Here is a 20823-nt window from a genome sequence, read left to right on the forward strand (position 1 = left end):
GCTATGCAGCAGATAGTGGGCATCGTGATCGTGATGGCATGCGTGCTCGGCGGCTTCATCTTCATGGGCGGGAACGTCGCGAAGCTGTGGCAGCCGGTGGAGCTGCTGATCATCGTCGGCGCGGCGGCAGGCGCGCTCGTCATCGGCAACCCGCGGCACGTGCTGTCCGAGATGGCGTCGCAGGTGCGAAAAGTCGTGACGGGACGAAAACGCGCGTCCGGCACGGAGTTTCAGCGGCAGCTGTTGCTGCTGATGTACGAGCTGCTCGAAGTCGGACGCGATCTGAAAGCGCTGGATCAGCACGTCGAGGCGCCGCACGAGAGTTCGCTGTTCACCCGCTATCCGCTCGTGCTGGCCGAGCCGAAGCTGCTGGCGTTCATCGTCGACAATTTCCGGATGATGGCGCTCGGCAAAATCAGCGCACATGAGCTCGAAGGCGTACTGGAGCAGGAGCTCGTCGCGATTCACGAAGATCTGGAGCAGCCGTCGCGATCGATGAAGAAGATTTCGGACGCGATGCCGGGCTTCGGGATCGTCGCAGCCGTGCTCGGCGTCGTGATGGCGATGAACGGCATCAACGCGGGCGCGAGTGCGGGCGAGCTCGCGGAGCAGGTCGGCGCCGCGATGATCGGCACCTTCATCGGCATCTTTTTCTGCTACGGCGTGCTCGATCCGCTGTCCAGCGTGATCGGCCAGCTGGTGCGGGCCGAGATGTCGGACTTCGAGTGCGCGAAGGTCGTGCTGGTCGCGTACGCGGCCGGCAAGCCGCCGCTGCTTGCGATCGACGCGGGGCGTCGACTGGTGCAGCTGATCAACAAGCCGAGCTTCGCGCAGCTCGAGACGTGGATCAAGGATCTCGACGGGGCGCGCGCATGACTGCGAACGTCGAGTCCACCGGCGGCGCCAAGCGCGGGCGTCATGCCGACGGCGACACGATCGTCAAGCGGGCGCCGCGGCGTGCGCACGACCACGATCACGGCGGCAACTGGAAAGTGGCGTTCGCGGACTTCTGTCTCGCGCTGATGTGCCTGTTCCTGCTGCTGTGGGTGCTGGCCGCACGCGACGAGGAAGAGACGCGCATCAAGCTGATCGAGATGTCCGAGCAGGCGATGTACGACGGCGGCGCAGGCATGTTCGATGGCACAGGGTCCGCGCCGTCGCTGGACGAGCCGATCGGGCCGCGCGCGATCGACCCGTCGACCGGTGCCGTCACGTGGGACGCGGACGACGGGCTGGCGCAGCTCGCCGCGCGGTTCGATCGGCTGGGGGCCGACGCAGGCCTGCAGGACAACCTGCGTTCGGTCATGACGCCGTTCGGCCTGCGTCTGATGCTGCACGACAGCGAGTCGCAGGGCGTGTTCGAGCGCGGCAGCGCGGTGCCCGCACCGCCGTTTCGACCGTTGCTCGACAAGATGGGAGCGCTGTTTGCGCAGACGGACAGTCCATTGCTCGTGATCGGGCACACGGATTCGGTCCCGTACCGCAAATACGGGCTGGGCGGCCGTTCGAACTGGCATTTGTCGGCGGATCGCGCGATGTCGGCCCGGCGCGCACTGGTCGACGGCGGGATGCCGCCCGGGCGCGTGCTGCAGGTGATCGGAATGGCAGATCGTGCGCCGTTGTCGAGCGATTCGCGCGCGGCGCACAACCGGCGCATCGAATTCGTGGTGACGACGCCCCAATATGCGCGAACGCTCGCCGCGATGTTCGGCCCTCCGGCACAAGTCGCTCCTTGGGCGCCGGGAATCGACGTCGCGTCGGCGGGCGTACGGCGCGATGACTAGCATCGCGGCTGTCGAGTCTGTCCGGCGCAACGGCAGGGCTGCCGAAAGGGCCGGCTTTTGGCCGGCGAAATCGCAAGGCCCCGCTCGTCGCTCGGCATTTAATCCCGCGCTCGTTTAGGTCGTTTCATGGAAGTGGACGCTCGGCCGTCGGTTTAGAGTGCCGGAAGTCGTGTAAGGAAGAGAGATATGGTGCGTATTACCAATGAGGCGAGACCGATCGAGATGATCAACAAGGCGGACACGGCGGAGACCGGCAGCGTACGTGCAAGCACGCCCGCGCCTGTTGCCGCGCGGCAGCCGTCGACATCGGACGTGCCGACGCTGGCCGCCGGTCGGGCGGGCCTGAAGGAAGCGGCCGATGTCGACAGCGAGCGCGTAGCGAAAATCAAGGCAGCGCTGGAAGCGGGGGAGATCCCGTTCGATGCAGCGGCGGTCGCAACGCACGTGTGCGCCTTTCACCGGAGGGGCGGACGATGACGCCGGCACGCAAGCGGGCGTTGCTGGACGGCCTCCGTGCGGACCTCGCCGCCTATCGCGAATTGCAGAAAATGCTGGACGACCAGTTTCAGGCTGCGTTGCGGCTCGACGTCGACGCGCTGCGCGCGCTCGCGGCGGCGATCGACACGGAAGTCGCTTCGCTCGAGGCCCGGCGCGATGCTCGCGTTGCGCGGGTCGGGACAGGGCCGGGCGGCGCCGCGCGACTCGCGGAGACGATTTTTCCGGGGGCCGAGTGCGCACTGCAGCGCGCGTCGGTGATCAAGCATTGCGGCGAGATCGACGCGCTGATCCGGGCCTGCAAGGCACGTGTGGCGCGCAATGGCAACCTGCTGGCGATGCAATCCGAAGCGATGCATTCGCTGCTGAAAGGCGAGCCGCACACCTATGCTCCGCGCTGATCCGTTTCTGTGGCCCGCGCGTGTGAACGAACCCGCCGTCGGGAATCGGCCTCCGATTCCCGCGACGGCGCACGGCAGCCGTGAAAGTTTCGGCAACGTGTATGCGCGTCTGCATCGCGATATCGAGGCGACCGTCAAAAACGGCTTCGGACCGGCACGACGTGCAGCAGTATCGGCGCCGCCGGCGCTGTGGTCCAACGTTCGTCGCGATCGCGGCGAGATCGGCGTCCCGGGCGGCGGCACACTCCGTGCCGGCGAGGCGGCACTCGACATGCTCGCGCAGGCCGGCTCGCTCGACGCACGACAGCGTGCGTTCGTGGCCGACATCCTTCCACATGCCGAGCGCGCGGCGGCCGCGCTCGGGGCATCGCCCGATCTGGTCGTCGCTCACGCAGCGCTTGAATCGGGATGGGGACAGCGGCCGCTGCGGCATGCCGACGGCCGTACGTCGCACAACGTGTTCGGTATCAAGGCGACCGGCGCATGGCGCGGCGACGTCGTCGACTCCACGACGACCGAGTACGTCAACGGTGCGGAGATCAAGACCGTCGAGCGGTTTCGCGCTTATCGCGACTATGCCGGTGCGTTCAGAGACTATGTGGACCTGATCGGAAACAACCGGCGGTATGCCGGTGCGCTCGGTCACGGCGACGACGCGTCGAAGTTCGCGCGCGGTCTCATACAGGGTGGTTACGCGACCGACCCGCGCTACGCGGCCAAGCTGGCCCAGGTCGTCGCGCGGCTTCGCGACGCGCCCCGTTGAGCGCGCTTACTCGACGCGGCGCAGTTGTCCGTGTCCGGTGAGCGGCGTTTCGTCCCGTACGCGCAGCGCTTCCGGTGCGATCTGCGCTTCGACGTCGACGTGCGCGGTGAAAACGCTACCCTTCGCAACGCGATCTTTCGACATCGCGCCGATCGCCTCGTCCGGCGCGAACATCGCAGTCGCGGCCGGCGCGTGCGCGGCCGTATCGGTCGCGCCGATCCGGGCCAGAAGTACGGGATGGCCGTCGAGTCTGGCGTCGCGCATCGCTACCGTGTAGCTCCCGTGCTCGGTCCATGCAAAACGCCGGCGGCCGGCCGGCTGAGCGTCGAAGCGCAGCACGATTTCCGCGGGCTGCTCGCAATGTACCGTCAGCAACGCGCTGCGCGTGCCTGCCGGTACGTATCGCCCGTCGGGCGTCCTGCGGTGCAGTTCCGCCCGGTTCAGATCGCCGAAGTCGAGCAGCGGCTCGCTGAGGTTCAGGGTGCAGTCTTGCGCGTACGCGGCGGGCAGCAGCGACAACAGCACCTGTGCCGCCAGCCCATGTATGGGATGAAGCCCGCGCAATCGCAGTCGTTTGTTCCTCATCTTGACGAATTTTCCTGTGTGAAAGTGGCACGTCCGCATCAGCCGCGGCACACGGCGCGCGCCCGTTCGTAAAATGCGTCGTCGTCGGCCTTGTCGGGCAACTCGACCGTCAGCGTGCACGTGCTGTCGTCGCTCGTGCGGACGATCAGCGTTTGGTGCGGTACGGCGTCGGTCAGGAAGATCTGCCCGCCGCCGACCACGGTCGTCACGAACGTGCCGTCCTCGGTGGTCGCCGACGCGCCTTTCGGCAGCGGCCGGCCGTCTTCGGTGGCGGCCTCCAGCCAGACGCGCCGTGTTCGCACGACGTCGAACGTCACGCGATTGACCGACCCGCGGCCTGCCTCGATCGTCCTGACACCGTTGCCGATATCGACGTTGCGCGGCAGCGTTCGCGTATCGAGCTCGACGCGGCTGCGACGGTACGGCGGCAGCGACGGAATCACCGCTTGTCCGAATGCGTCGGTCCACACCGGGCCGGACGACGTCTGCAGCCTGACCCCGCCGATGTTGCCGGCCGAAGCGATGCCGAACGTATCCTGGATCGGATACGGCGATGCGGTGATGCCGCCGCCGTGCAGTGCGATCCCGCCGCGCAATTGCGCCGAGTAGCTGGAGCCGCGGCGCCCGTAGCGGGTTGCACCGACGCCGAGTTGCGCATAGCGCGGCGTGACGGCGAGGTTGCCGGATGCATCGACGCCGTGCCGGCCGCGTTCGATCGCGATCCGGTAATTTGCGTATTCGTTCACACGATGCGCGAACGACGTGTTCGCAACGGCCCGATCGTCGCGATACGTGACGGACGAGCGCACGCTACGCGAGTCCAATGGGATACCGACGCTCACGTATACGGTACGTCGGCCCGCGCCTGCGTCGCGGGTGCCGCCGGTCGTCGTCTCGATACGGGCGCTGAGTGCTGCGCGCCGGAACGTCTTCGTCCACGATCCGACAAGACGCGCCGCCCGGTGGCGCGACGATTTCGACAGCGTATACGACACGTTGAGGCCGCCGACCGCCGGATGCGACCAGCCGAGCGACGCGGAATATTGATTCTGATAGCGCGGCGTCGACGCGTCTGCGGTCGCGCTATCGAGCAGCGAGCGGTAGCCCGGCGTGCTGACGGTGGCGGACAGGCCGGCGTTGATGCGTGACGGAAGCGCCGCGTGAACGCTCATGACGGCCTGCGAGCCGCGTGCGCGTGCGCGTGGCGAGCTCGACACCGTATGGCGCACGCTTGCGATCGTCGCGGTCCACGGCCGAATGTCGATACCCCAGCCCGCGGCGTGATAGTCGGCCGCCGTCATCACTCCGGCCGTCACGGTCGTGTGCCGTCCGCGAGCCCAGTTGCCGGCCGCCGTCGCGACCCACGGCGTGCGCGCTCCGGCGGCGTCCGGATGGCGCAGCCGACCGACTGCCAGCGAATATCCGGTCGGTGTCGACGTGGCACCTGCGAGCGATGCGGCCGGCACGACGAAGCGATACTCCGAACCGTCGATCTCGGCGACGGTGACTTCGAGATCGGTCCGGGCATTCAGAATCGGCAGTCCGGTCAGCGTAAACGGGCCGGCCGGTATCTGGGTCGCATGGATGACGCTGCCGCCCTGACGAACGATCACGCGCGCGTCGGATTGTGCGACGCCTTCGACGGTCGGCCCGCCCCCCGAAACGGTCAGCGCGGCCTCCGGCGTGATCTGGACGCCGGATATCGGCGCACCCGTGAACAGCGGGCTGGCGATGTTGATCTGGCCGGCCTGGATGGTCGAGCGTCGTTCCGGAAGCGTCCATTGCGCATAGGCGTACAAGTGCTCGAAGCGGCTGCTGCCGTCCGCCGAAACGTACATCTGCCGGCTACGGACGATCCAGTCGTCGGCATTGAATCCGGCTTCGGTCGTTGCGTAAAGGTGCCGGCTGGTCCGGCTGCCGGTATGGGACGTCATGCTCATCACGTCGTAGTTCATCACACCGCCTACGCCGCCGGCCGCCGCAGCCGCTGCCGGTGCGGACGGCACGCGCAGTGCGGCCGTCGGTACGATCAGCGCAATCTCGTTTCGGTTTGGCGCGAGCACGACACGCGTCTGCGGCCACTCTTTCACGAACGGCACGCATTCCGGCCCGTCCGCCGATGCGAGCACGTCGCCGCGAACGTCGAGCGACGCGTGTTCGAGGAGCGCCGCGGTCCAGCACAGCTCGCCGTTCGCATCGATCGTCACGTCGACGGGACCGGCCTTCCTGCCGTTCACGATCAACATGACGCGCTGCTTGCCCGGACGAAAGCGTGGCGCGACGCTTAGATATTCGGCGATGTGCGGATCGATCCCGCGCGAACGCAGCAGCCGCGCGTCGAATGACGGTCCGCGTCGCGGCATCGAAGCGGGCGCGGCTTCGTCTGCACCGGCGCAGTCCGGAGCGAAGCCGAAGCCGGCTGCCGACAGCGCGGCGATCCACGTCAATCGGCGGTGAACCGAGCCGCGATCGCGGCTGCCCTTGCGCGGCCGCGCGACGGGCGCAACAGACGCGCAACTCAAGGACGCGCGGTGACCAGCGGAGCGTCGTAGCTGTCGACGGCGATGCCATATACCGTCGCAGGAAACAGCGTGACGGACTGGATAGCGGGCGCGGCGCCGGTCAACGACAGGGTTTCGCCGGGCAGGATGTACGGGCGCGGGAGCTCGAGCATCTGCGCCGACGGATTCAGCCTTACGTTCTGTGCGAGTCGCACGACGTACGCGCTGTCGTTCGCCACGCGCAGCGTGTCGCCGTGCTGCGTCCATTTCAGAAGCGTCCAAGGCTTGCGATGCTTGTCGAGTCCCTTCGGATGAATGATCAGCGGCAGGTTGTGGCGCACGGTCACGGTGATCTTCGCGCTTCCGGCCTCCTGCTGCGGGATGCCTTCGAGCAACACCCGTTTCAGGCGCTGTGTCGCAACGGGCGTCCCGGCCACGCTGACGAAGCGCACCAGTTGCGTGTCGCCAGCTTCGACGCGGGCGACGGGCGGAGTCAGCAGGACCAGCGGCTCGGGATCTTCCGGAATGTCTTCGATCGATGCGTGCAGCAATGCAGGCCTGCTTTCGGTATTTTTAACATTGAGCGTGGTTTCTCCTTCGGCTTCGTCGAGCACGACGATGGACGTTTCGGGCTGCATTCCGCTGGCCACGGCATGGCTGACGAACATGCCGGGCGTGAGCAGTACGCTGATGGCAAGAGAGGCGACGCGTTTCATGCAAGGCTCCTGTCCGGACGGTGCGACGGCGTGCGCTGTGTTGCGATTGCGTTTCCTGCGGTTCGAAGGCCGAGTGCGGAGCGTCGCACTCGAGCCGCGGCTCCTCGGTATCGCCGGTTTTCCCGAGCGCGCGAATCGACGCGGAGCGGCTTCCGGCGCGGACGGAAAATCGCCGCGCCGGTGTAACGACAATTACAGATACTTCAGTTCGAGCGTGGCGGAGCCGTCGAGCGGAACCTCGTCGGTGGCGGGAAGCTCGTCGGCGGGCGCAATGACGGTGGACACGCGCAGCGGCCCCGTCACTTGGCGAAACGCCGCGGGACCGCTGTTGTTTGCGCTGTCCGAAAATCCGACCCACGTATCCGGCTGTACCGGCAGCGTGTCGCCCGACAGCCAGGTTTCCCCGTTATCGATGCTTTGCTGATATGACTCGATGGTCGCCCCGTCACCGGTGAAACTGCGGGGATCGAACTGAAGGCGGTAGCCGCCGATCCTGCTGCCGTCGGTTTCACCGAGCCCGAAGACGGTCGGCCCGGCGCCCCACGCCGTACCGCTGCGGTTGTCCGCAAACGCGATCGCGAACCGCGTCGCGCCGTCGCAGCTGATCGCGAGCGGAACGTGTTGCGCCGGGAGCGCGGTCGGCTCGCCGGGGCTCAATGTACTGGACGGGATGTCGCCGTGGTCGACTTCGCCGTTGTTGCCGAGCTGGATTGCGCACGCGGCCGGCGTGATGCTGCCTTTGACCGACAGGTCGGCGGACTGAGCGTGAACGGGCGGCGCAGCGCTCAACGCGCCGGCAGCCGCTAGGGCTGAGATGGCTTTTCGCATGGGATGAACTCAACGTATTGGAACGGACGACGCGCACATTCGGCATGACGATGTGCGCATCGGGGCTCTGACAAGCGTGAATCAGAGGTACTTCAATTCCAGTGTGGCCGAGCCGTCCAGTGGCACCGAGTCGGCAACCGGCAGTGTGTTCGACGGTGCAATCGACGTCTTGACGCGAATGGCGCCGGCGAGCTGCTCGAGCGGTGCCGGTCCCGCTTCCGTGCTGTCGGCGAAGCCGAGCAGGCTTTCCGTACTCGCCGTCGCCGTCACGTGCGACTTCCATGTCTCGCCGTTGTCGCTGCTCGTCTGGATGCTGTCGATCCGGCTGCCGTCGCCGGTGAAGCTTTCGTTCGCGAATTCGACCTGATAGGCGCCGATCTTGGTGCCGTCGACTTCACCGAGCCCGAACTGATCGTTCCCCGGCGCATGTGCGGTGCCGGCGCGGTTGTCGGCGAAGCCGAGCGCGAAGCGCGTCGGACCGCTGCAATTGACGGCCAGCGGCACCTCCTTCGTATCGAGTTCAGTCGGGGCCGTTTCGGATAGCCGCCCGAAGAAAATGTTCCCGTGGTCGACCTCGCCGTTGTTGCCGAGCGTCATCGTGCAGGCCGTCGGCCTGATCGTTCCCTTGACCGTCAGGTCGGCCGACTGCGAATGTGCGGGTAGGGCGGCACCGAGGCCGAGTGCCGCAACAAGGGCGATTTTCTGAGTTGTTCTTTGCACGGAATAACCTCTGTTTAAAGGTGGGAAGCGCTGCCAGAACCGCATCGACGATGTCTCGGATCTGCGTGCCGCGATACGGGGCAACGCCGTCAGTCTATTGAACGCATGGGCGGCGATCCATCTGACGGGTCGGATAAAGCGGAGCGGGTAGCTTGACTGAGTCAGATGGCTGCGCGGCCGATATCGGCCGGCGCAAAGGACGTGTGATGCGCGACGAAGCGCGTACGGGGTCGCGGCCGGGCACGCGTGCCGGTGCCGATCGCGCGGAGAGCCGGGCGAGCGAAGTGCGCGTCGATGAGGGTCGGCGCGGGACTGCTGCTTATTTGGACGCGGCTCCGACCGGCGCGACCGTGTCGGCATCGACCACGCGCGCATCGACGGTCCGGCCGGTACCGGTGTTGCGCACGCGGATCGTGTCGCCGGTGGCGCCATCGTCGAGCGCGGTGCCCGTCGCACTGACCTCGATCTGGCCGGCTTGCGCAACGATGCGCACGGCCTGCCCGCGTTTCACGGTCGTCTGTGCTTTCAGGAAGCGTTTCTGAAGAACCTGTCCGGCCTTGAGCGCGCGTCGGCTCACACGTCCGTCGATCGCACGTGGATCGGTAAGCGCGTCCTGCGTCGCGAGCCAGTCGCGTTCCGCCAGCGCGACATCTTCGCGGGTCAGCGGTCGACCGGCCGGAACCGGCGTGGCGGCCACGAGCAGCTTCGCAAAGATCTTGCCGCGCACGATAAAGATCGCGGGGCGGCTCGAGCGGTCGCAGCGGACCGAGAAGCGCATGCGTGCGATGCGGCGCGTGTCGACCGGCGTGATTTCCGGGTTGTCGCATTGAATCGGCGCTGCCGCCTGCCTTGCGCCCGGCGGCAGCACAGTGACGTCGATGCTCGTGACGTCGACGGGCTGGCGCGCCGCGTAGTCGCGCAGCCATGCGCGTGCCGATGCCGCGACGCGTTCGTCGGCAGCCGGCGACGCGTGGGCGCAGACGGCGCCGAGCCAGAGGGCGGGCAGTGCGAACCGGAGCAGGGCGAAGCGTGCAGACATGGCCGGCGAAAGGTCGTGATCGGTGTGCGGATTATAGAGCGGCGCGTGCGCTACCCGATCCGCGTCAAGGATGTGTTCAGATTCGTCGCCGATGCTTCGCGCGGTCCTTATCCTTTCGCCTGTCGACTGGATCGGCCATACGGGGCATCGTGCCCCGCGGTGTCTCTCGGAACAGGATCAACACGCGATGGGATTGAATTTTGAGCGCGACATGGGCGTGCACGCCGCGGCGCTGAAGGTGCGTACCGAACGCACGCGGATTCTCGCGTCGAATCTGGCGAACGGCGCGACGCCCGGTTTTCAGGCGCGCGACATCGATTTTCGTGCCAGCCTCGAGCGAATGCTGACGGACGATGCGTTCGCCGCAGCGGCGCACGGCGGCGACGCGCCGAAGTACCGGGTGCCGAGCCGGCCGTCGGTCGACGGCAATACGGTCGAACTCGGCGTCGAACAGGCGGCATTTGCACAGAACGCGGCCGATTTTCAGGCGAGCCTCACGTTTCTGAACATGAAGATCAAGGGTTTGCGGGCCGCGATTACCGGGAATACATGATGAGCTTCAAGGACATTTCACAGATTGCCGGCTCGGCGATGGCCGCGCAGACGGTGCGGCTCGATACGATCGCCAGCAATCTCGCCAATGCCGATACGGCCGGGACCGAAGGGACCGCGTATCGGGCGCGCAAGCCGGTGTTCGCGGCAGTGTACGAAGGGCACGGCGCGCGCGTGCAGGTGCTCGACGTGATCGAGCTGGACGATCCGCCGGCCGCGAAGTACGAGCCGGGCAGCCCGCTCGCGGACGAAAACGGGATGGTGTACTACTCGAACGTGAGCGCGGTCGAGGAAATGACCGACATGATGGCGGCGTCGCGCGCGTTCTCGACGAACGCGGAAGTGCTGTCGCGCGTGAAGGCGATGCAGCAGGATCTGCTGCGGCTCGGCGAGGGGTAAGCATGACGGCGATTCAGTATGGAATGCGCGGCGCGGGAATGGACGCCGGTGGGCCGGGGGTGCTGCCGCCGGGCGGCGCGCAGCCGAATGACGGGCCGTCGAACCTGTTTACGACGCTGCTGATCGCGCAGATCCGCAATCAGGATCCGCTCGCGCCGATGGACGCGAGTCAGTTCGTCAACCAGTTCGCGCAAATGAGCCAGGTCGAGGCGATGCAGACGCTGGCGAACCTCACTGCGCTGACGGCGGGCATGCAGGAAAGCACGCTCGTCGTCACGCTGGGCGCGCAGGTCGGCGCGCAGGTGATGGTGAAGGCCGACGCCATCGATCTCGGCGATACGCCGGTGCGCGGCGGGTTCACGCTGGAATCGGCCACGTCGGACGCGACGGTCACGCTGACCGCGGCGGACGGCACCGAGCATCGGATTTCACTCGGCGCCCGTGAAGCGGGCGCGCACGAATTCGACATCGACCCGGCGGAGCATGGCCTGGCACCTGGCCGCTATGCGATCTCGGTGTCGGCGGACAACGGCGAGACACCGTCGACGGAACTGGCGGGCGAACTGCTCAGCGTTCGCGTCGGACAGAACGGACGCGTGATTCTCGCGATCGCCGGCCTCGGCGATGCGGAGACGGCCGACATCACGCGCTTTCTCGGTCGATAGCGCGGCCGGTATTGTCAATCCTCTTTTACGGAACTTTCGATACATGAGTTTCAACATCGCTCTTTCGGGCATCAAGGCGATCAACGGGCAACTCGGCGAGATCAGCCAGAACATCGCGAACGCCGGCACATACGGCTACAAGGCCGGGCGTGCGAATTTCTCCGCTTTTTATCTGGGCTCCACGCCGGGCGGCGTCATGGTCGGTTCCACGTCGCAGGCGATGAACGTCGCCGGCTCGCTCGTGTCGACCGGCAGCGGGATGGATGCGGCGCTGCCCGGCAACGGCTTCTTCGTGACGCGCGATGCGAACGGTGCGCTCGTCTATTCGCGCGTCGGCCGCTTCGGCACCGACCAGCACGGCAACGTAATCGACTACATGGGACGCAAGGTGCAAGGCTACGCGGCGGCCGGCGGCGGCCAGATAGGCGACCTGAGCATTCCAGGCGGCGGCATCCCGGCGAAAGCGAGCGAGAGTGTCGCGTATGCCGGCAACATGTCCGCGGATTGGGTCGTGCCGGCGAACGGCACGTTCGACAAGGACGATCCGCAGTCGTACAACCGGATGAGCTCGCAGACGGTTCTGGATTCGCTCGGCCGCGAGCACGTCGTCAATCAGTATTTCGTCAAGGGTCCGGACAATCAGGTGACGGTCCATTACACGATGGATGGCGAGGCGGTCGGCGCGCCGGTCGAGATGACGTTCGACGAGCACGGCGCGCTGATCTCGCCGACGGGGAAGGTTGCATTGGATCTCGGCACGCCGGCCGGTGCAGCGGCATTGGCGGTGCAGATCGATTACTCGGGCACGACGATGTTCGGCGGAGAGGCGACCACGACGCGGCGCAGCGCGGACGGACATAAGCCCGGCACGGTCACGGGCGTGGTGCTGACGGAAGACGGCTCGCTCGAAGTGCAGTACAGCAACGGCGAGAAGTCGATCGCCGGGCAATTGGCGGTCGCGACGTTCCAGAACGCCGACGGTCTCGTATCGGTGTCCGGCACCGGCTGGCATGCGAGTGCCGCCGCCGGCGAGGCGCTGTACGGCGTGGCGGGTGCGGGCCCGATCGACAAGCTCGTGGTCGGCGCGCTCGAGCAGTCGAACGTCGAGCTGACTGAGGAACTGGTGAACCTGATGAGCGCTCAGCAAAACTATCAGGCGAACTCGAAGGTGCTGTCGACCGAGAACGAGATGGTCCGCACGCTGATGCAGACGCTGTAGCGCGATGGAAGCATTCATCTATACCGCGATGACCGGTGCCGCGTATGCGCAGCGCGCGCTCGGCGTGCGCGCGAACAATCTCGCGAACGCGCAGACCGCCGGCTTTCGCGCCGATCTCGTGCGTGCCGAAAGCCTGACGCCGGACGGCGTCGGCTACGACTCGCGGCATCTCGCGCATCTGGTATCGACGGACGTCGACGTCGCGCCCGGCCCGATGTCCGAGACCGGCCGGTCGCTCGATGTGGCAATCGCCGGCGCCGGATACCTGACGGTCGAAACCGACGACGGACCGGCATATACGCGCGCGGGCCATCTGTCGATCGACGGGGACGGCGCGCTTACGGTCAATGGGCGTCCGGTGCTCGGCGACGGCGGCCCGATCGTACTGCCCGCGCATCGCTCGGCGACGATCGGCGGCGACGGCACGATCTCGGTCGTGCCCAGCGGCGAAAGCGAAGTCCAGACGGTCGCGCGGCTGCTGCTCGTGAATCCTGACCCGGCCGATCTGGTCAAGAACCCCGAAGGGCTGCTCGTGTCGCGCAGCGGCGCCGAGTACGACGCGGACGAGACGGTGACCGTGAAGGGCGGGCATCTGGAGGGCAGCAACATATCCGCGATCGAGGAAATGATGCAGACGCTGTCGCTCACGCGCTCGTTCGAAATGCAGATGCGGCTCTATCGGGCCGCCGACGAGATGGCCGATACCGGCAACCGCCTGATTCGCGGTTGAGCGGCGGCGCAGACAAGGAAACGACATGAATCACGCATTGTGGATCAGCAAGACCGGCATCCAGGCGCAGGACGCGAAGCTTCAGACGATCGCGAACAATCTGGCCAACGTCAACACGGTGGGCTTCAAACGCGATCGCGCGGTATTCGAGGATCTGTTCTATCGCACCGAGCAGCAGCCGGGCGCGCAGATCGCGGACAACGCGACAGGCCCCGGCGTACAGATGGGCAACGGCACGCGCCTCGTCGGCACGCAGAAGACCTTTACGGCCGGCAACCTGCAGACGACCGGGCAGCCGCTCGACGTCGCGATCGTCGGCGACGGCTTCCTGCAGGTGGAGATGGCGAACGGCGAGACCGGCTATACGCGTGCGGGGCAGCTGCGGCGCAACGACGAAGGCCGGCTGACGAACGCTCAGGGATTGCCGCTGGTGCCGACGATCGATATTCCTGCCGATGCGACGTCGGTGACGATCGGCGAGAACGGCACCGTCTCGGTGACGACCGGTTCCAGTGCGGTCCCGACGGAGGTCGGCCGGCTTCAGCTCGCGAACTTCGTCAATCCGGCCGGCTTGCTCGCGGTGGGCGGCAATCTGTTCGTCGAGACCGGTGCGAGCGGTCCGCCGAGCGAAGGCGAGCCCGGCGCCGACGGTCTCGGCGTGGTCCGCCAGGGTGCGCTCGAAGGGTCGAACGTGCAGGCGGTCGAGGAGATGGTGGAGATGATTACCGCGCAGCGCACGTACGAGATGAGCACGAAGGTTCTGTCGGCGGCGGACAGCATGATGCAGTACCTCGCGCAGGTGGCGCGGTGAGGATCGCGCGCCGGAAAACCGTGGCGGCCGCCGCCGCGTGCGCGCTGCTCGCCGGCTGTGCGGCGCCGGGCCGCATGCCGGCCGACGACGACGCGTTCGACATGCCGGCGGCCGCATTCGAAGTGCGGCGCGGCACGGCGGGCGGCGTGGTCGTACCGGACCAGGCGTGGTCGCTGACGTCCGACGTCCGTGCGTTCCGTGCGGGCGACGTGCTGACGGTCGAACTTCAGGAATCGACGCAGGCGAGCAAGAAGAGCGGCACGCAGATCGGCAAGAACGGCAGCGTCAGCGTGAAGCAGCCGAACCTGATGGGCTCGCTGCTTCCCATCGAGGCCGAACTCGGCGGCAAGCGCAGCTTCGACGGCTCCGGGTCGAGCTCGCAGCAGAACACGTTGCGCGGGTCCGTGACCGTGATCGTGCAGCGCGTGATGCCGAACGGCCTGCTGCAGGTGCGCGGCGAAAAACGCCTGGTGCTCAATCAGGGCGAGGAAACGGTGCGGCTCGCCGGCTATGTGCGCGCCGCGGACATCGATGCGAACAATCGCGTGTCGTCGCAGCGGGTCGCCGATGCGCGGATCCGCTATTCCGGCCGAGGCTCGCTCGCCGACGCGAATCAGCCGGGCTGGCTGACGCGCTTTTTCAATAGTCGCTGGATGCCGTTCTGAGCAGCGGCGGACATTTCGGCACGCGCGGCGCGACGGTTCACGCGCGACCGCCACGAGGATTGCATCGATGAAATCGAAATGGATGATTGCCGGCTGGTTGGCCGGCGTATTGCTGGTCGCGGGCGTCGTACGCGCACAGACGATCGGCAGCATGGTCAACGTCGAGGGGATGCGTGAAAACGCGCTGGTCGGCTACGGCATCGTGGTCGGCCTTGCCGGCACGGGCGACGGATCGCAAGCGAAGTACACGACCCAGTCGCTGGCCAACATGCTCAAGCAGTTCGGCACGCGGCTGCCCGAGAACGGCAACGTCCGTTCGCGCAATGCGGCGGCGGTGATGGTCAGCGCGACGTTTCCTCCCGGCTATCGCCGCGGGCAGACGATCGACGTGACGGTATCGTCGCTCGGCGATGCGAAGAGCCTGCGCGGCGGCACGTTGCTGATGACGCCTCTGCGGGCGGCCGACGGCGAGGTCTATGCGCTTGCGCAGGGCAATCTGGTCATTCCCGCCGTCCGCGCACAGGGCCGCGGCGGATCGTCGGTGACGGTCAACACGGCGACGACCGGCAGGGTGCCGGGCGGCGCGACGATAGAACGCGAGGTCGCGACCGATTTCACGCAGACGCCGACGGTTCGGCTCAATCTGAAGCGCCCCGACTTCCAGAGCGCGACGAACATCGTCGACGCGATCAATCGCGCATTCGGCTCGACGCTCGCATCGTCGGGCGACGCCACGTCGGTTGACGTCGTCGCGCCGGCGAATCCGAGCGAGCGCATCGCGTTCGTTGCGAAACTGAGCGCGCTTCCCGTGACGGCCGGCAACAGCGTTCCGAAGATCGTATTTAATTCGCGCACCGGCACCGTCGTTATCAGTCAGGGGGTGACCGTGAAACCGGCCGTGGTGTCCCACGGCGCACTGAAGGTCAAGATTTCGGAGGGCGTGGCGGTCAGCCAGCCGAACGCGCTGGCGGGCGGTAGCACGATCGTCGCGCCGGTCAGCGACATCGACGTCGAGCAGCGCGGCGGCGCGCTTGAATGGTCGTCCGGCGCGAGCCTGCAGGCAATCGTCGACACGATCAACAGTACCGGCGCGACGCCGGACGACCTGATGGCGATCCTTCAGGCACTCGACGAGGCCGGTGCGTTGACCGGCGAACTCGTCGTCATTTGACGGAGCGATAACGACATGACGGATTTCTCGCGTATTTCCGCCGCTCCGCCGGTCGCCGGCGCTCCCGTGCGCGCGACAGGCGTCGCCGGGGACTCGCACGAAGCGAAGCTCGAGCAGGTCGCCGTGCAGTTCGAAGGCATGTTCATCGCGCAGATGCTCGGCGAGATGCGCAAGCTGGCCGATCACCTGAAAACCGGGAACGGTTTCGACGACCGTTCGAGCGAAGGAATGCTCGAGCACGCGCACCGGCTCGTCGCCGATTCGATGGCGTCTCAGCGCGCGTTCGGCATCGCCGACACGCTGATCGCGCAGTTCAGGCAGATGCGGGTGCAGGCGCCCGGCGCGAACGCCACCGACAGGAGTCACTCATCATGAACATCATGCATATCGGGTTGTCCGGTACGCTCGCCGCGCAGGCCGGGCTCAACGTGGCTGCCCGCAATACCGCCAATCTGCTGACGCCCGGCTACACGCGCCAGGGCGTGCATTTGACGTCGCGGGTGGGCGGCGGCGTCGACGCGACGTCGCTGGTCCGCTTCGCTGACCAATACAAGACTCAGCAGAAATGGGCGTCGAACGCGCCATACGGCCGTTACAGCGTGACCGAGTCGCACTACAAGCAGCTCGAGGGTGTGATGGGGCTCGGGGACGGCAGCGTGAAGGCAGGCATCGACAAATTCTTCGGCGCGCTGTCCGAAGTGAGCGCGGACGTGACCAATTCCACGCTGCGCCGGCAGGTGATCCACGCAGCGGACGGGCTGGCGAAGAGCATGAACGCGCTGCAGAGCGCGCTGCGGACCCAGCTCGACGGTACGCGTCAGCAAAGCGCTGCGACCGCGCAGGAGATCAATGCGCTTGCGGGATCGATCGCGGATTTGAACCGGGAAATCGCCAATGCATCGTCCGCCGGCGTGACGCCGTCCGAACTGGTCGACCGCCGCGACGAGGCGATCGACCGGCTGTCCGCACTCGCCGACGTCCGTGTGGTGACGCGCGCCAATGGTACGGTCGACGTGGACCTCGCCGGCGGCTTGCCGCTCGTTTCCGGCAGCGAAACCGCGACGCTCGACGTGGCCGCGCAGCCCGACGGTACGTTTTCGCTGTCGCTTGCATTCGCGGATACGACCTATCCGCTCGACGGCACGAAGATCGGCGGCGCGCTAGGCGGCCTGTTCGAATTCGTCGACGACGTGCTGATCCCGCAGACGACCGCAATACGCGCGTTGGCAGGCGAGCTGGCCGAGCGGATCAACGCGCAGCTGAGCGCCGGCTACGGGATGAACGGCGAGCCCGGCAAACCGCTGTTCAACGTCGATCCGGCCACCGGCGAACTGCACGTGAATGCGCTCGCGCCCGACGAGCTGGGCTTCTCCGCCGATCCGGCGGAGCCCGGCAACAGCGCCAATCTGACGAAGCTCATCGATCTGCAGCGTGCGTCCATCGATCTGCCGGGTTTCGGGGAAGTCGCGCTCGGCGATGCGTATACGATGCTTGTCGGCAAGGTGGGGTCGCAGAGCCAGCAGAACCAGACGATGCTTGCGATGGCTGCGGACGTGCGCAAGCAGTCCGAAGCCGCGTGGCTCGCTACGTCGGGCGTCAACATGGACGAAGAGGCGGTGAACATCGCCGAGTTCATGCAGACGTATTCGGCCAACATGAAGGTGATTTCAGTCGCGAATCAGTTGTTCGACGTGACGCTCGCGAGTTTCTGAGGAGCATGACGATGCGTATTTCGAGCCGACATTTCGGCGACACGATGCTTTGGACGCTGCACGCGTCGAGCGGCAAGGCGGCGCAACTGATGCAGAAGATCGGCAGCGGCCAGCGTATCCAGCGTCCGTCCGACGACCCGGTCGGAACGGTGAGATTGATGCAGCTCGAGCGGGATGCATCGCGCGTTGCCCAGTATCAGAAGAATATCGACACGCTGTCGGTGCGGCTCATGCAGAACGAGGCGCACCTGGACGGCATGCTGCAAAGCGTGATGTCCGCGCGCGACGTGCTGCTCGCCGCGACCGACGGCAGCGCATCGGCCGGCGATCTGAACGCGATGGCCGGCCCGCTGCGGTCGCTGACCGACGCGCTCGCGCAGGCGGCGAACGCGAAGGACGGCAACGGCCATTATCTGTTCGCCGGCACGCTGACCGACACGCCGCCGATCGAATTCGACGCGACGGCACCGGCCGGCAGCCGCTATCGGTTCGCTGGCAACACCGGGCAACAGTACGTTGCCGTCGGCGACGGCGTCACGCAGGCGGCCAACGTCGCGGTCGAGAATCTGGAGCGCGTGCTGAACGGTCTGGATCTGGCGGTGGAAGCGCTGGCCGATCCTGCCGTGGACGGATCGGTGCCGGCGACGCGGGCCGTGCTCGCGGATGCGCTGGACGTGCTCGACGTCGACGGTATCGACGCGCTCAGCGGCAAGATCGCGGCGCTGGGCGGTGCACACAACACGCTGGCGCTGCTGTCGGAAAATCACGCTGCGATGCGGGTGGCGAACGGCCAGGCAAGCACGTTGGTCGGAGAGCTCGATTTCGCGGAGGCGATCGAAGAGCTGAACCGGTACACGATGGCCGTTCAGGGCACCTATCATGCGTACGGCAAGATCCGGCAGTTGTCGCTGTTCGACGTGATTTAAGGAGCGCATCGGCATGCAACTGACAGCTACCGCGATCGCGCACGACGGCGCCATACGCACAAGCCGTTTCGGCAGTGCCGCGCGTGCGGCGCCCGTCGCGGCGCGGACCCCAACGGCGACCGCCGTTACGCGATCCGGTGTCGCCGGCAGTTCCACACGTGTTGAGTTTGCGTCGCGCCAGCATGGGCTGAATCGGCAAGTCACGCTCGCGCAGCGATCGCTGACCTTCGTCGATCAGACGCTGCGGCAGCTTCGGGAGATCAACGACGCGTGGTCGGCCGGCGACGCGGACGGCCGGCTCGATGCGCGGCTCCGGCGCTTCGCCGCCCATTGGGACACCCGCGCGGCGGCGACTGGCGGCGCGCTCGATTCCTCGCTGCAGTTCGATTCGTCGGGCGGCGCGCGGCGATACTTCACGGTACGAGCGCTCGACGCTGCGCAGTGGGCGCGCGGCGGCGCCGAGACGCTGACGTTCTATCCGCACGGATTGGGCAAGCGTTCGGTGTCGGTGTCCTTCGACGCTGCCCCGATCACGCAGGTCGCGCTGGAGCGCCGGCTCGATCATGCGCTTGCAGCGGTCGGCGTGCGAGTCGAGCGCGGCGCACAGGGCGCGTTGCGATTCTCGGTGCACGAGTCGCAGTGGGAAAGCGTGCGCGACAGTCTGCTGATCGAAGGCGGCGGCAAGCGATTTCCGGGCGGGCGGCCGAGCCGCGCGACGATAGATGCCGAGCCGGGCGTCATCGACCCGCACGGCTGGAGCCGCCGTGACGGCACTGCGCGTCGCGAGGTGACGCGTGCGCTCGAGACGTTGCTCGCCGTACGCCGCGATGTCGGGCAGACGCTGGAGCGTGCCCGCCACGCGATACGAGCCGACGCATCGTCCGATGGAGACCCGGCGCAGCTCGCGCAGTCGATCGGCGCAGCGTTGTCGCCGGCAGGAGAGTTTCAGTCGTTCGCGGTGATGGCGGCGGCACTGAAGGGAGTCAGCGCGGATCGGGTCGGGCGACTGCTGGACCTGCCGGCCAGATGAGCCGTGGGCCGCTGGGCACGCGTCGTCGTGACGCCGTGCCTTGAACCGGCGCTTCGATTCGTATGCCGGGCCCCGGACCGTTTTCCCGGCGGGAAGGACGCCGCCGCACAGTCCGGCCGTGCTCGCTGAATTGCGATTCTTTCGCCCGGGTGTGCGGCCAGGCCGTCGATATACCGCTTACTGGGAATCGGTGTTTGCAGGAAACGGGACGCCTGTATCCGGTTCCGCGAACATACCTGAATCTGCAGTGTGCCGATGGGCGCCGACGGAGCGTGTCAATACCGATCGTCCGGGCTGGCGATTCCGGCAAGAGGGTGTCTGAAGCCGGTTTCCGACATTTATTGCTCGTCGACGAATTCCCATCGAATGTGGCGATTTGCCTGTTTTTGTAATACTGAAGAAAATCGTGGCGCTGCCGACGAAGATCGGCGATTCCCTCGGCCAGGACCTGCCTCATCTCTTCAGATATTTTTCCGAACAAACTACTATCGGCATTTTTCTTGATGCTTCTCGGATGGCAGATTAGTGTGACGTGGTACGTGAGAGTCTTGCCATTCTGTTCTTCGAGAAATTTGCGTTCCCTACTGAAATCCGATCTTTTCAGGATGGAATCGCGAGTTTGTTGTAATCGGCAGCAGAATTGCGAACTTTTTCTGCAAATTTATGGAGCGTCTTTTGACTGACGTTCTTCTTGCCGGCCTTCATTTTTAAACACTGTTCAATCGAGTGATGCTCTTGGATTTTGCCGTTGTTAATAAATTTACAGAAATTTTCATGATGCTCCTCATTGACTTCGATGTTGCGGACGCGCGATCCGGGAAAGCATGCCGATAGCCGCTGCGGGCCGGCCCTGCCGTGAGTTCAAGTTGAGCTGTCGGGCAGCGCATCGGCGAGCGGGCGGCTATCCGGCATCCTGGCGTTCGGAACAATCGAGGCTTTCCCGGCGGGCGCGTGGCTACGTGCGGGACAGGTTTGCCCGCGTTATCGGCCGGGCGTCTTTTCCCGCACCGTCCTGTCTGTGCGACAGTCCGCGGCGGAACTCGACCGAGATGCCGCGCTGCGGCGCATCGGCAATGAATGCGTCCAGCAGTTCGAGCACGTCGTGATCGAT

General features: G+C 66.3%; 23 protein-coding genes. 17 read left to right on the forward strand and 6 right to left on the reverse strand.

Features of this window, described 5'->3' with window-relative positions:
- Nucleotides 1-3: 3 nt before the first annotated feature.
- The 5 genes from motA (at nt 4) to flgJ (ending at nt 3443) form a co-directional block, all read left to right on the forward strand.
- Nucleotides 4-876 carry a flagellar motor stator protein MotA gene (gene motA, locus BUB20358_RS23200; RefSeq protein ID WP_006766959.1) on the forward strand — a complete coding sequence of 291 codons (873 nt, stop codon included), beginning with the start codon at nt 4-6 and terminating at the stop codon, nt 874-876.
- Nucleotides 873-1784, forward strand: coding sequence for an OmpA family protein (locus BUB20358_RS23205; protein ID WP_045552273.1), 912 nt, complete (start codon nt 873-875; stop codon nt 1782-1784). Before motA ends, BUB20358_RS23205 begins: the two co-directional genes overlap by 4 nt.
- A gap of 186 nt (nt 1785-1970) precedes the next feature.
- The gene (gene flgM, locus BUB20358_RS23210) at nt 1971-2261 is read left to right on the forward strand and encodes a flagellar biosynthesis anti-sigma factor FlgM (RefSeq protein WP_006766961.1); all 291 of its coding nucleotides are present in this window, start codon (nt 1971-1973) and stop codon (nt 2259-2261) included.
- A complete protein-coding gene (locus tag BUB20358_RS23215; protein WP_006766962.1) occupies nt 2258-2680 on the forward strand; it encodes a flagellar protein FlgN in 423 nt (140 codons plus the stop codon). Before flgM ends, BUB20358_RS23215 begins: the two co-directional genes overlap by 4 nt.
- 271 nt (nt 2681-2951) lie before the next feature.
- Nucleotides 2952-3443: a flagellar assembly peptidoglycan hydrolase FlgJ gene (gene flgJ / locus BUB20358_RS23220; RefSeq protein WP_094190719.1), complete on the forward strand. Its 492-nt coding sequence runs from the start codon at nt 2952-2954 to the stop codon at nt 3441-3443.
- Nucleotides 3444-3449: 6 nt separating this feature from the next.
- Here the strand turns inward: flgJ and BUB20358_RS23225 are convergent, their stop codons facing one another.
- From BUB20358_RS23225 to flgA, 6 genes are all read right to left on the reverse strand, one after another.
- A complete protein-coding gene (locus BUB20358_RS23225; protein WP_128567385.1) occupies nt 3450-4028 on the reverse strand; it encodes a DUF1120 domain-containing protein in 579 nt (192 codons plus the stop codon).
- 38 nt (nt 4029-4066) lie between these two features.
- Nucleotides 4067-6274 (reverse strand): fimbria/pilus outer membrane usher protein, encoded by a 2208-nt coding sequence (locus tag BUB20358_RS23230; RefSeq protein ID WP_487246872.1) that lies wholly within the window; start codon nt 6272-6274, stop codon nt 4067-4069.
- A gap of 272 nt (nt 6275-6546) precedes the next feature.
- Entirely contained in the window at nt 6547-7245 is a 699-nt protein-coding gene (locus BUB20358_RS23235) for a fimbria/pilus chaperone family protein (RefSeq protein ID WP_081293640.1), read from the reverse strand.
- A 192-nt stretch (nt 7246-7437) separates the two neighbouring features.
- Complete coding sequence (locus BUB20358_RS23240) at nt 7438-8073, reverse strand: DUF1120 domain-containing protein (RefSeq protein ID WP_006766966.1); 636 nt, start codon at nt 8071-8073, stop codon at nt 7438-7440.
- 81 nt (nt 8074-8154) lie between these two features.
- Entirely contained in the window at nt 8155-8838 is a 684-nt protein-coding gene (locus BUB20358_RS23245) for a DUF1120 domain-containing protein (protein WP_105774020.1), read from the reverse strand.
- A 274-nt stretch (nt 8839-9112) separates the two neighbouring features.
- The gene (gene flgA / locus BUB20358_RS23250; RefSeq protein ID WP_052688592.1) at nt 9113-9832 is read right to left on the reverse strand and encodes a flagellar basal body P-ring formation chaperone FlgA; all 720 of its coding nucleotides are present in this window, start codon (nt 9830-9832) and stop codon (nt 9113-9115) included.
- Between the two features lie 187 nt (nt 9833-10019).
- Here flgA and flgB point away from each other — a divergent pair, with 187 nt between their 5' ends.
- The 12 genes from flgB to BUB20358_RS23310 all read left to right on the forward strand — a co-directional run bounded on the left by flgB (nt 10020) and on the right by BUB20358_RS23310 (nt 19712).
- Nucleotides 10020-10385, forward strand: coding sequence for a flagellar basal body rod protein FlgB (gene flgB / locus BUB20358_RS23255; protein ID WP_035975083.1), 366 nt, complete (start codon nt 10020-10022; stop codon nt 10383-10385).
- Nucleotides 10385-10783 carry a flagellar basal body rod protein FlgC gene (flgC, locus tag BUB20358_RS23260; RefSeq protein WP_035975442.1) on the forward strand — a complete coding sequence of 133 codons (399 nt, stop codon included), beginning with the start codon at nt 10385-10387 and terminating at the stop codon, nt 10781-10783. Before flgB ends, flgC begins: the two co-directional genes overlap by 1 nt.
- Before the next feature lie 2 nt (nt 10784-10785).
- A complete protein-coding gene (locus BUB20358_RS23265; RefSeq protein WP_006766970.1) occupies nt 10786-11448 on the forward strand; it encodes a flagellar hook capping FlgD N-terminal domain-containing protein in 663 nt (220 codons plus the stop codon).
- A 43-nt stretch (nt 11449-11491) separates the two neighbouring features.
- Nucleotides 11492-12667, forward strand: coding sequence for a flagellar hook protein FlgE (locus BUB20358_RS23270; RefSeq protein WP_035975086.1), 1176 nt, complete (start codon nt 11492-11494; stop codon nt 12665-12667).
- 4 nt (nt 12668-12671) lie between these two features.
- The gene (locus BUB20358_RS23275; RefSeq protein ID WP_006766972.1) at nt 12672-13397 is read left to right on the forward strand and encodes a flagellar basal body rod protein FlgF; all 726 of its coding nucleotides are present in this window, start codon (nt 12672-12674) and stop codon (nt 13395-13397) included.
- A gap of 25 nt (nt 13398-13422) precedes the next feature.
- The gene (gene flgG, locus BUB20358_RS23280) at nt 13423-14208 is read left to right on the forward strand and encodes a flagellar basal-body rod protein FlgG (RefSeq protein ID WP_006766973.1); all 786 of its coding nucleotides are present in this window, start codon (nt 13423-13425) and stop codon (nt 14206-14208) included.
- Between the two features lie 20 nt (nt 14209-14228).
- The gene (gene flgH, locus BUB20358_RS23285) at nt 14229-14873 is read left to right on the forward strand and encodes a flagellar basal body L-ring protein FlgH (RefSeq protein WP_035975087.1); all 645 of its coding nucleotides are present in this window, start codon (nt 14229-14231) and stop codon (nt 14871-14873) included.
- A 67-nt stretch (nt 14874-14940) separates the two neighbouring features.
- Nucleotides 14941-16044: a flagellar basal body P-ring protein FlgI gene (locus tag BUB20358_RS23290; RefSeq protein WP_006766975.1), complete on the forward strand. Its 1104-nt coding sequence runs from the start codon at nt 14941-14943 to the stop codon at nt 16042-16044.
- A gap of 15 nt (nt 16045-16059) precedes the next feature.
- Nucleotides 16060-16419, forward strand: a complete 360-nt coding sequence (locus BUB20358_RS23295) for a hypothetical protein (protein WP_052688591.1) — start codon at nt 16060-16062, stop codon at nt 16417-16419.
- Nucleotides 16416-17756: a flagellar hook-associated protein FlgK gene (flgK, locus tag BUB20358_RS23300; RefSeq protein WP_006766976.1), complete on the forward strand. Its 1341-nt coding sequence runs from the start codon at nt 16416-16418 to the stop codon at nt 17754-17756. The genes BUB20358_RS23295 and flgK overlap by 4 nt, the downstream gene beginning before the upstream one ends.
- A gap of 11 nt (nt 17757-17767) precedes the next feature.
- Nucleotides 17768-18682 (forward strand): flagellar hook-associated protein FlgL, encoded by a 915-nt coding sequence (gene flgL, locus BUB20358_RS23305; protein ID WP_035975445.1) that lies wholly within the window; start codon nt 17768-17770, stop codon nt 18680-18682.
- 13 nt (nt 18683-18695) lie between these two features.
- A complete protein-coding gene (locus BUB20358_RS23310; protein ID WP_006766978.1) occupies nt 18696-19712 on the forward strand; it encodes a hypothetical protein in 1017 nt (338 codons plus the stop codon).
- The last annotated feature ends 1111 nt before the right edge of the window (nt 19713-20823 follow it).

It is taken from the genome of Burkholderia dolosa (assembly GCF_902499135.1).
Lineage (GTDB): Bacteria > Pseudomonadota > Gammaproteobacteria > Burkholderiales > Burkholderiaceae > Burkholderia > Burkholderia dolosa.

What these genes read in the sequence shown, in the direction of transcription:
- flgA (WP_052688592.1), bottom strand. Translation starts at nt 9,832, where the DNA reads ATGTCTGCACGCTTCGCCCTGCTCCGGTTCGCACTGCCCGCCCTCTGG.
- flgM (WP_006766961.1), top strand. Translation starts at nt 1,971, where the DNA reads ATGGTGCGTATTACCAATGAGGCGAGACCGATCGAGATGATCAACAAG.
- BUB20358_RS23310 (WP_006766978.1), top strand. Translation starts at nt 18,696, where the DNA reads ATGCAACTGACAGCTACCGCGATCGCGCACGACGGCGCCATACGCACA.
- BUB20358_RS23245 (WP_105774020.1), bottom strand. Translation starts at nt 8,838, where the DNA reads ATGCGGTTCTGGCAGCGCTTCCCACCTTTAAACAGAGGTTATTCCGTG.
- flgK (WP_006766976.1), top strand. Translation starts at nt 16,416, where the DNA reads ATGAACATCATGCATATCGGGTTGTCCGGTACGCTCGCCGCGCAGGCC.
- BUB20358_RS23275 (WP_006766972.1), top strand. Translation starts at nt 12,672, where the DNA reads ATGGAAGCATTCATCTATACCGCGATGACCGGTGCCGCGTATGCGCAG.
- BUB20358_RS23270 (WP_035975086.1), top strand. Translation starts at nt 11,492, where the DNA reads ATGAGTTTCAACATCGCTCTTTCGGGCATCAAGGCGATCAACGGGCAA.
- motA (WP_006766959.1), top strand. Translation starts at nt 4, where the DNA reads ATGCAGCAGATAGTGGGCATCGTGATCGTGATGGCATGCGTGCTCGGC.
- BUB20358_RS23230 (WP_487246872.1), bottom strand. Translation starts at nt 6,274, where the DNA reads ATGTTGATCGTGAACGGCAGGAAGGCCGGTCCCGTCGACGTGACGATC.
- flgC (WP_035975442.1), top strand. Translation starts at nt 10,385, where the DNA reads ATGAGCTTCAAGGACATTTCACAGATTGCCGGCTCGGCGATGGCCGCG.
- BUB20358_RS23205 (WP_045552273.1), top strand. Translation starts at nt 873, where the DNA reads ATGACTGCGAACGTCGAGTCCACCGGCGGCGCCAAGCGCGGGCGTCAT.
- BUB20358_RS23265 (WP_006766970.1), top strand. Translation starts at nt 10,786, where the DNA reads ATGACGGCGATTCAGTATGGAATGCGCGGCGCGGGAATGGACGCCGGT.
- BUB20358_RS23295 (WP_052688591.1), top strand. Translation starts at nt 16,060, where the DNA reads ATGACGGATTTCTCGCGTATTTCCGCCGCTCCGCCGGTCGCCGGCGCT.
- BUB20358_RS23225 (WP_128567385.1), bottom strand. Translation starts at nt 4,028, where the DNA reads ATGAGGAACAAACGACTGCGATTGCGCGGGCTTCATCCCATACATGGG.
- BUB20358_RS23235 (WP_081293640.1), bottom strand. Translation starts at nt 7,245, where the DNA reads ATGAAACGCGTCGCCTCTCTTGCCATCAGCGTACTGCTCACGCCCGGC.
- flgG (WP_006766973.1), top strand. Translation starts at nt 13,423, where the DNA reads ATGAATCACGCATTGTGGATCAGCAAGACCGGCATCCAGGCGCAGGAC.
- BUB20358_RS23215 (WP_006766962.1), top strand. Translation starts at nt 2,258, where the DNA reads ATGACGCCGGCACGCAAGCGGGCGTTGCTGGACGGCCTCCGTGCGGAC.
- flgJ (WP_094190719.1), top strand. Translation starts at nt 2,952, where the DNA reads ATGCTCGCGCAGGCCGGCTCGCTCGACGCACGACAGCGTGCGTTCGTG.
- flgB (WP_035975083.1), top strand. Translation starts at nt 10,020, where the DNA reads ATGGGATTGAATTTTGAGCGCGACATGGGCGTGCACGCCGCGGCGCTG.
- BUB20358_RS23290 (WP_006766975.1), top strand. Translation starts at nt 14,941, where the DNA reads ATGAAATCGAAATGGATGATTGCCGGCTGGTTGGCCGGCGTATTGCTG.
- BUB20358_RS23240 (WP_006766966.1), bottom strand. Translation starts at nt 8,073, where the DNA reads ATGCGAAAAGCCATCTCAGCCCTAGCGGCTGCCGGCGCGTTGAGCGCT.
- flgL (WP_035975445.1), top strand. Translation starts at nt 17,768, where the DNA reads ATGCGTATTTCGAGCCGACATTTCGGCGACACGATGCTTTGGACGCTG.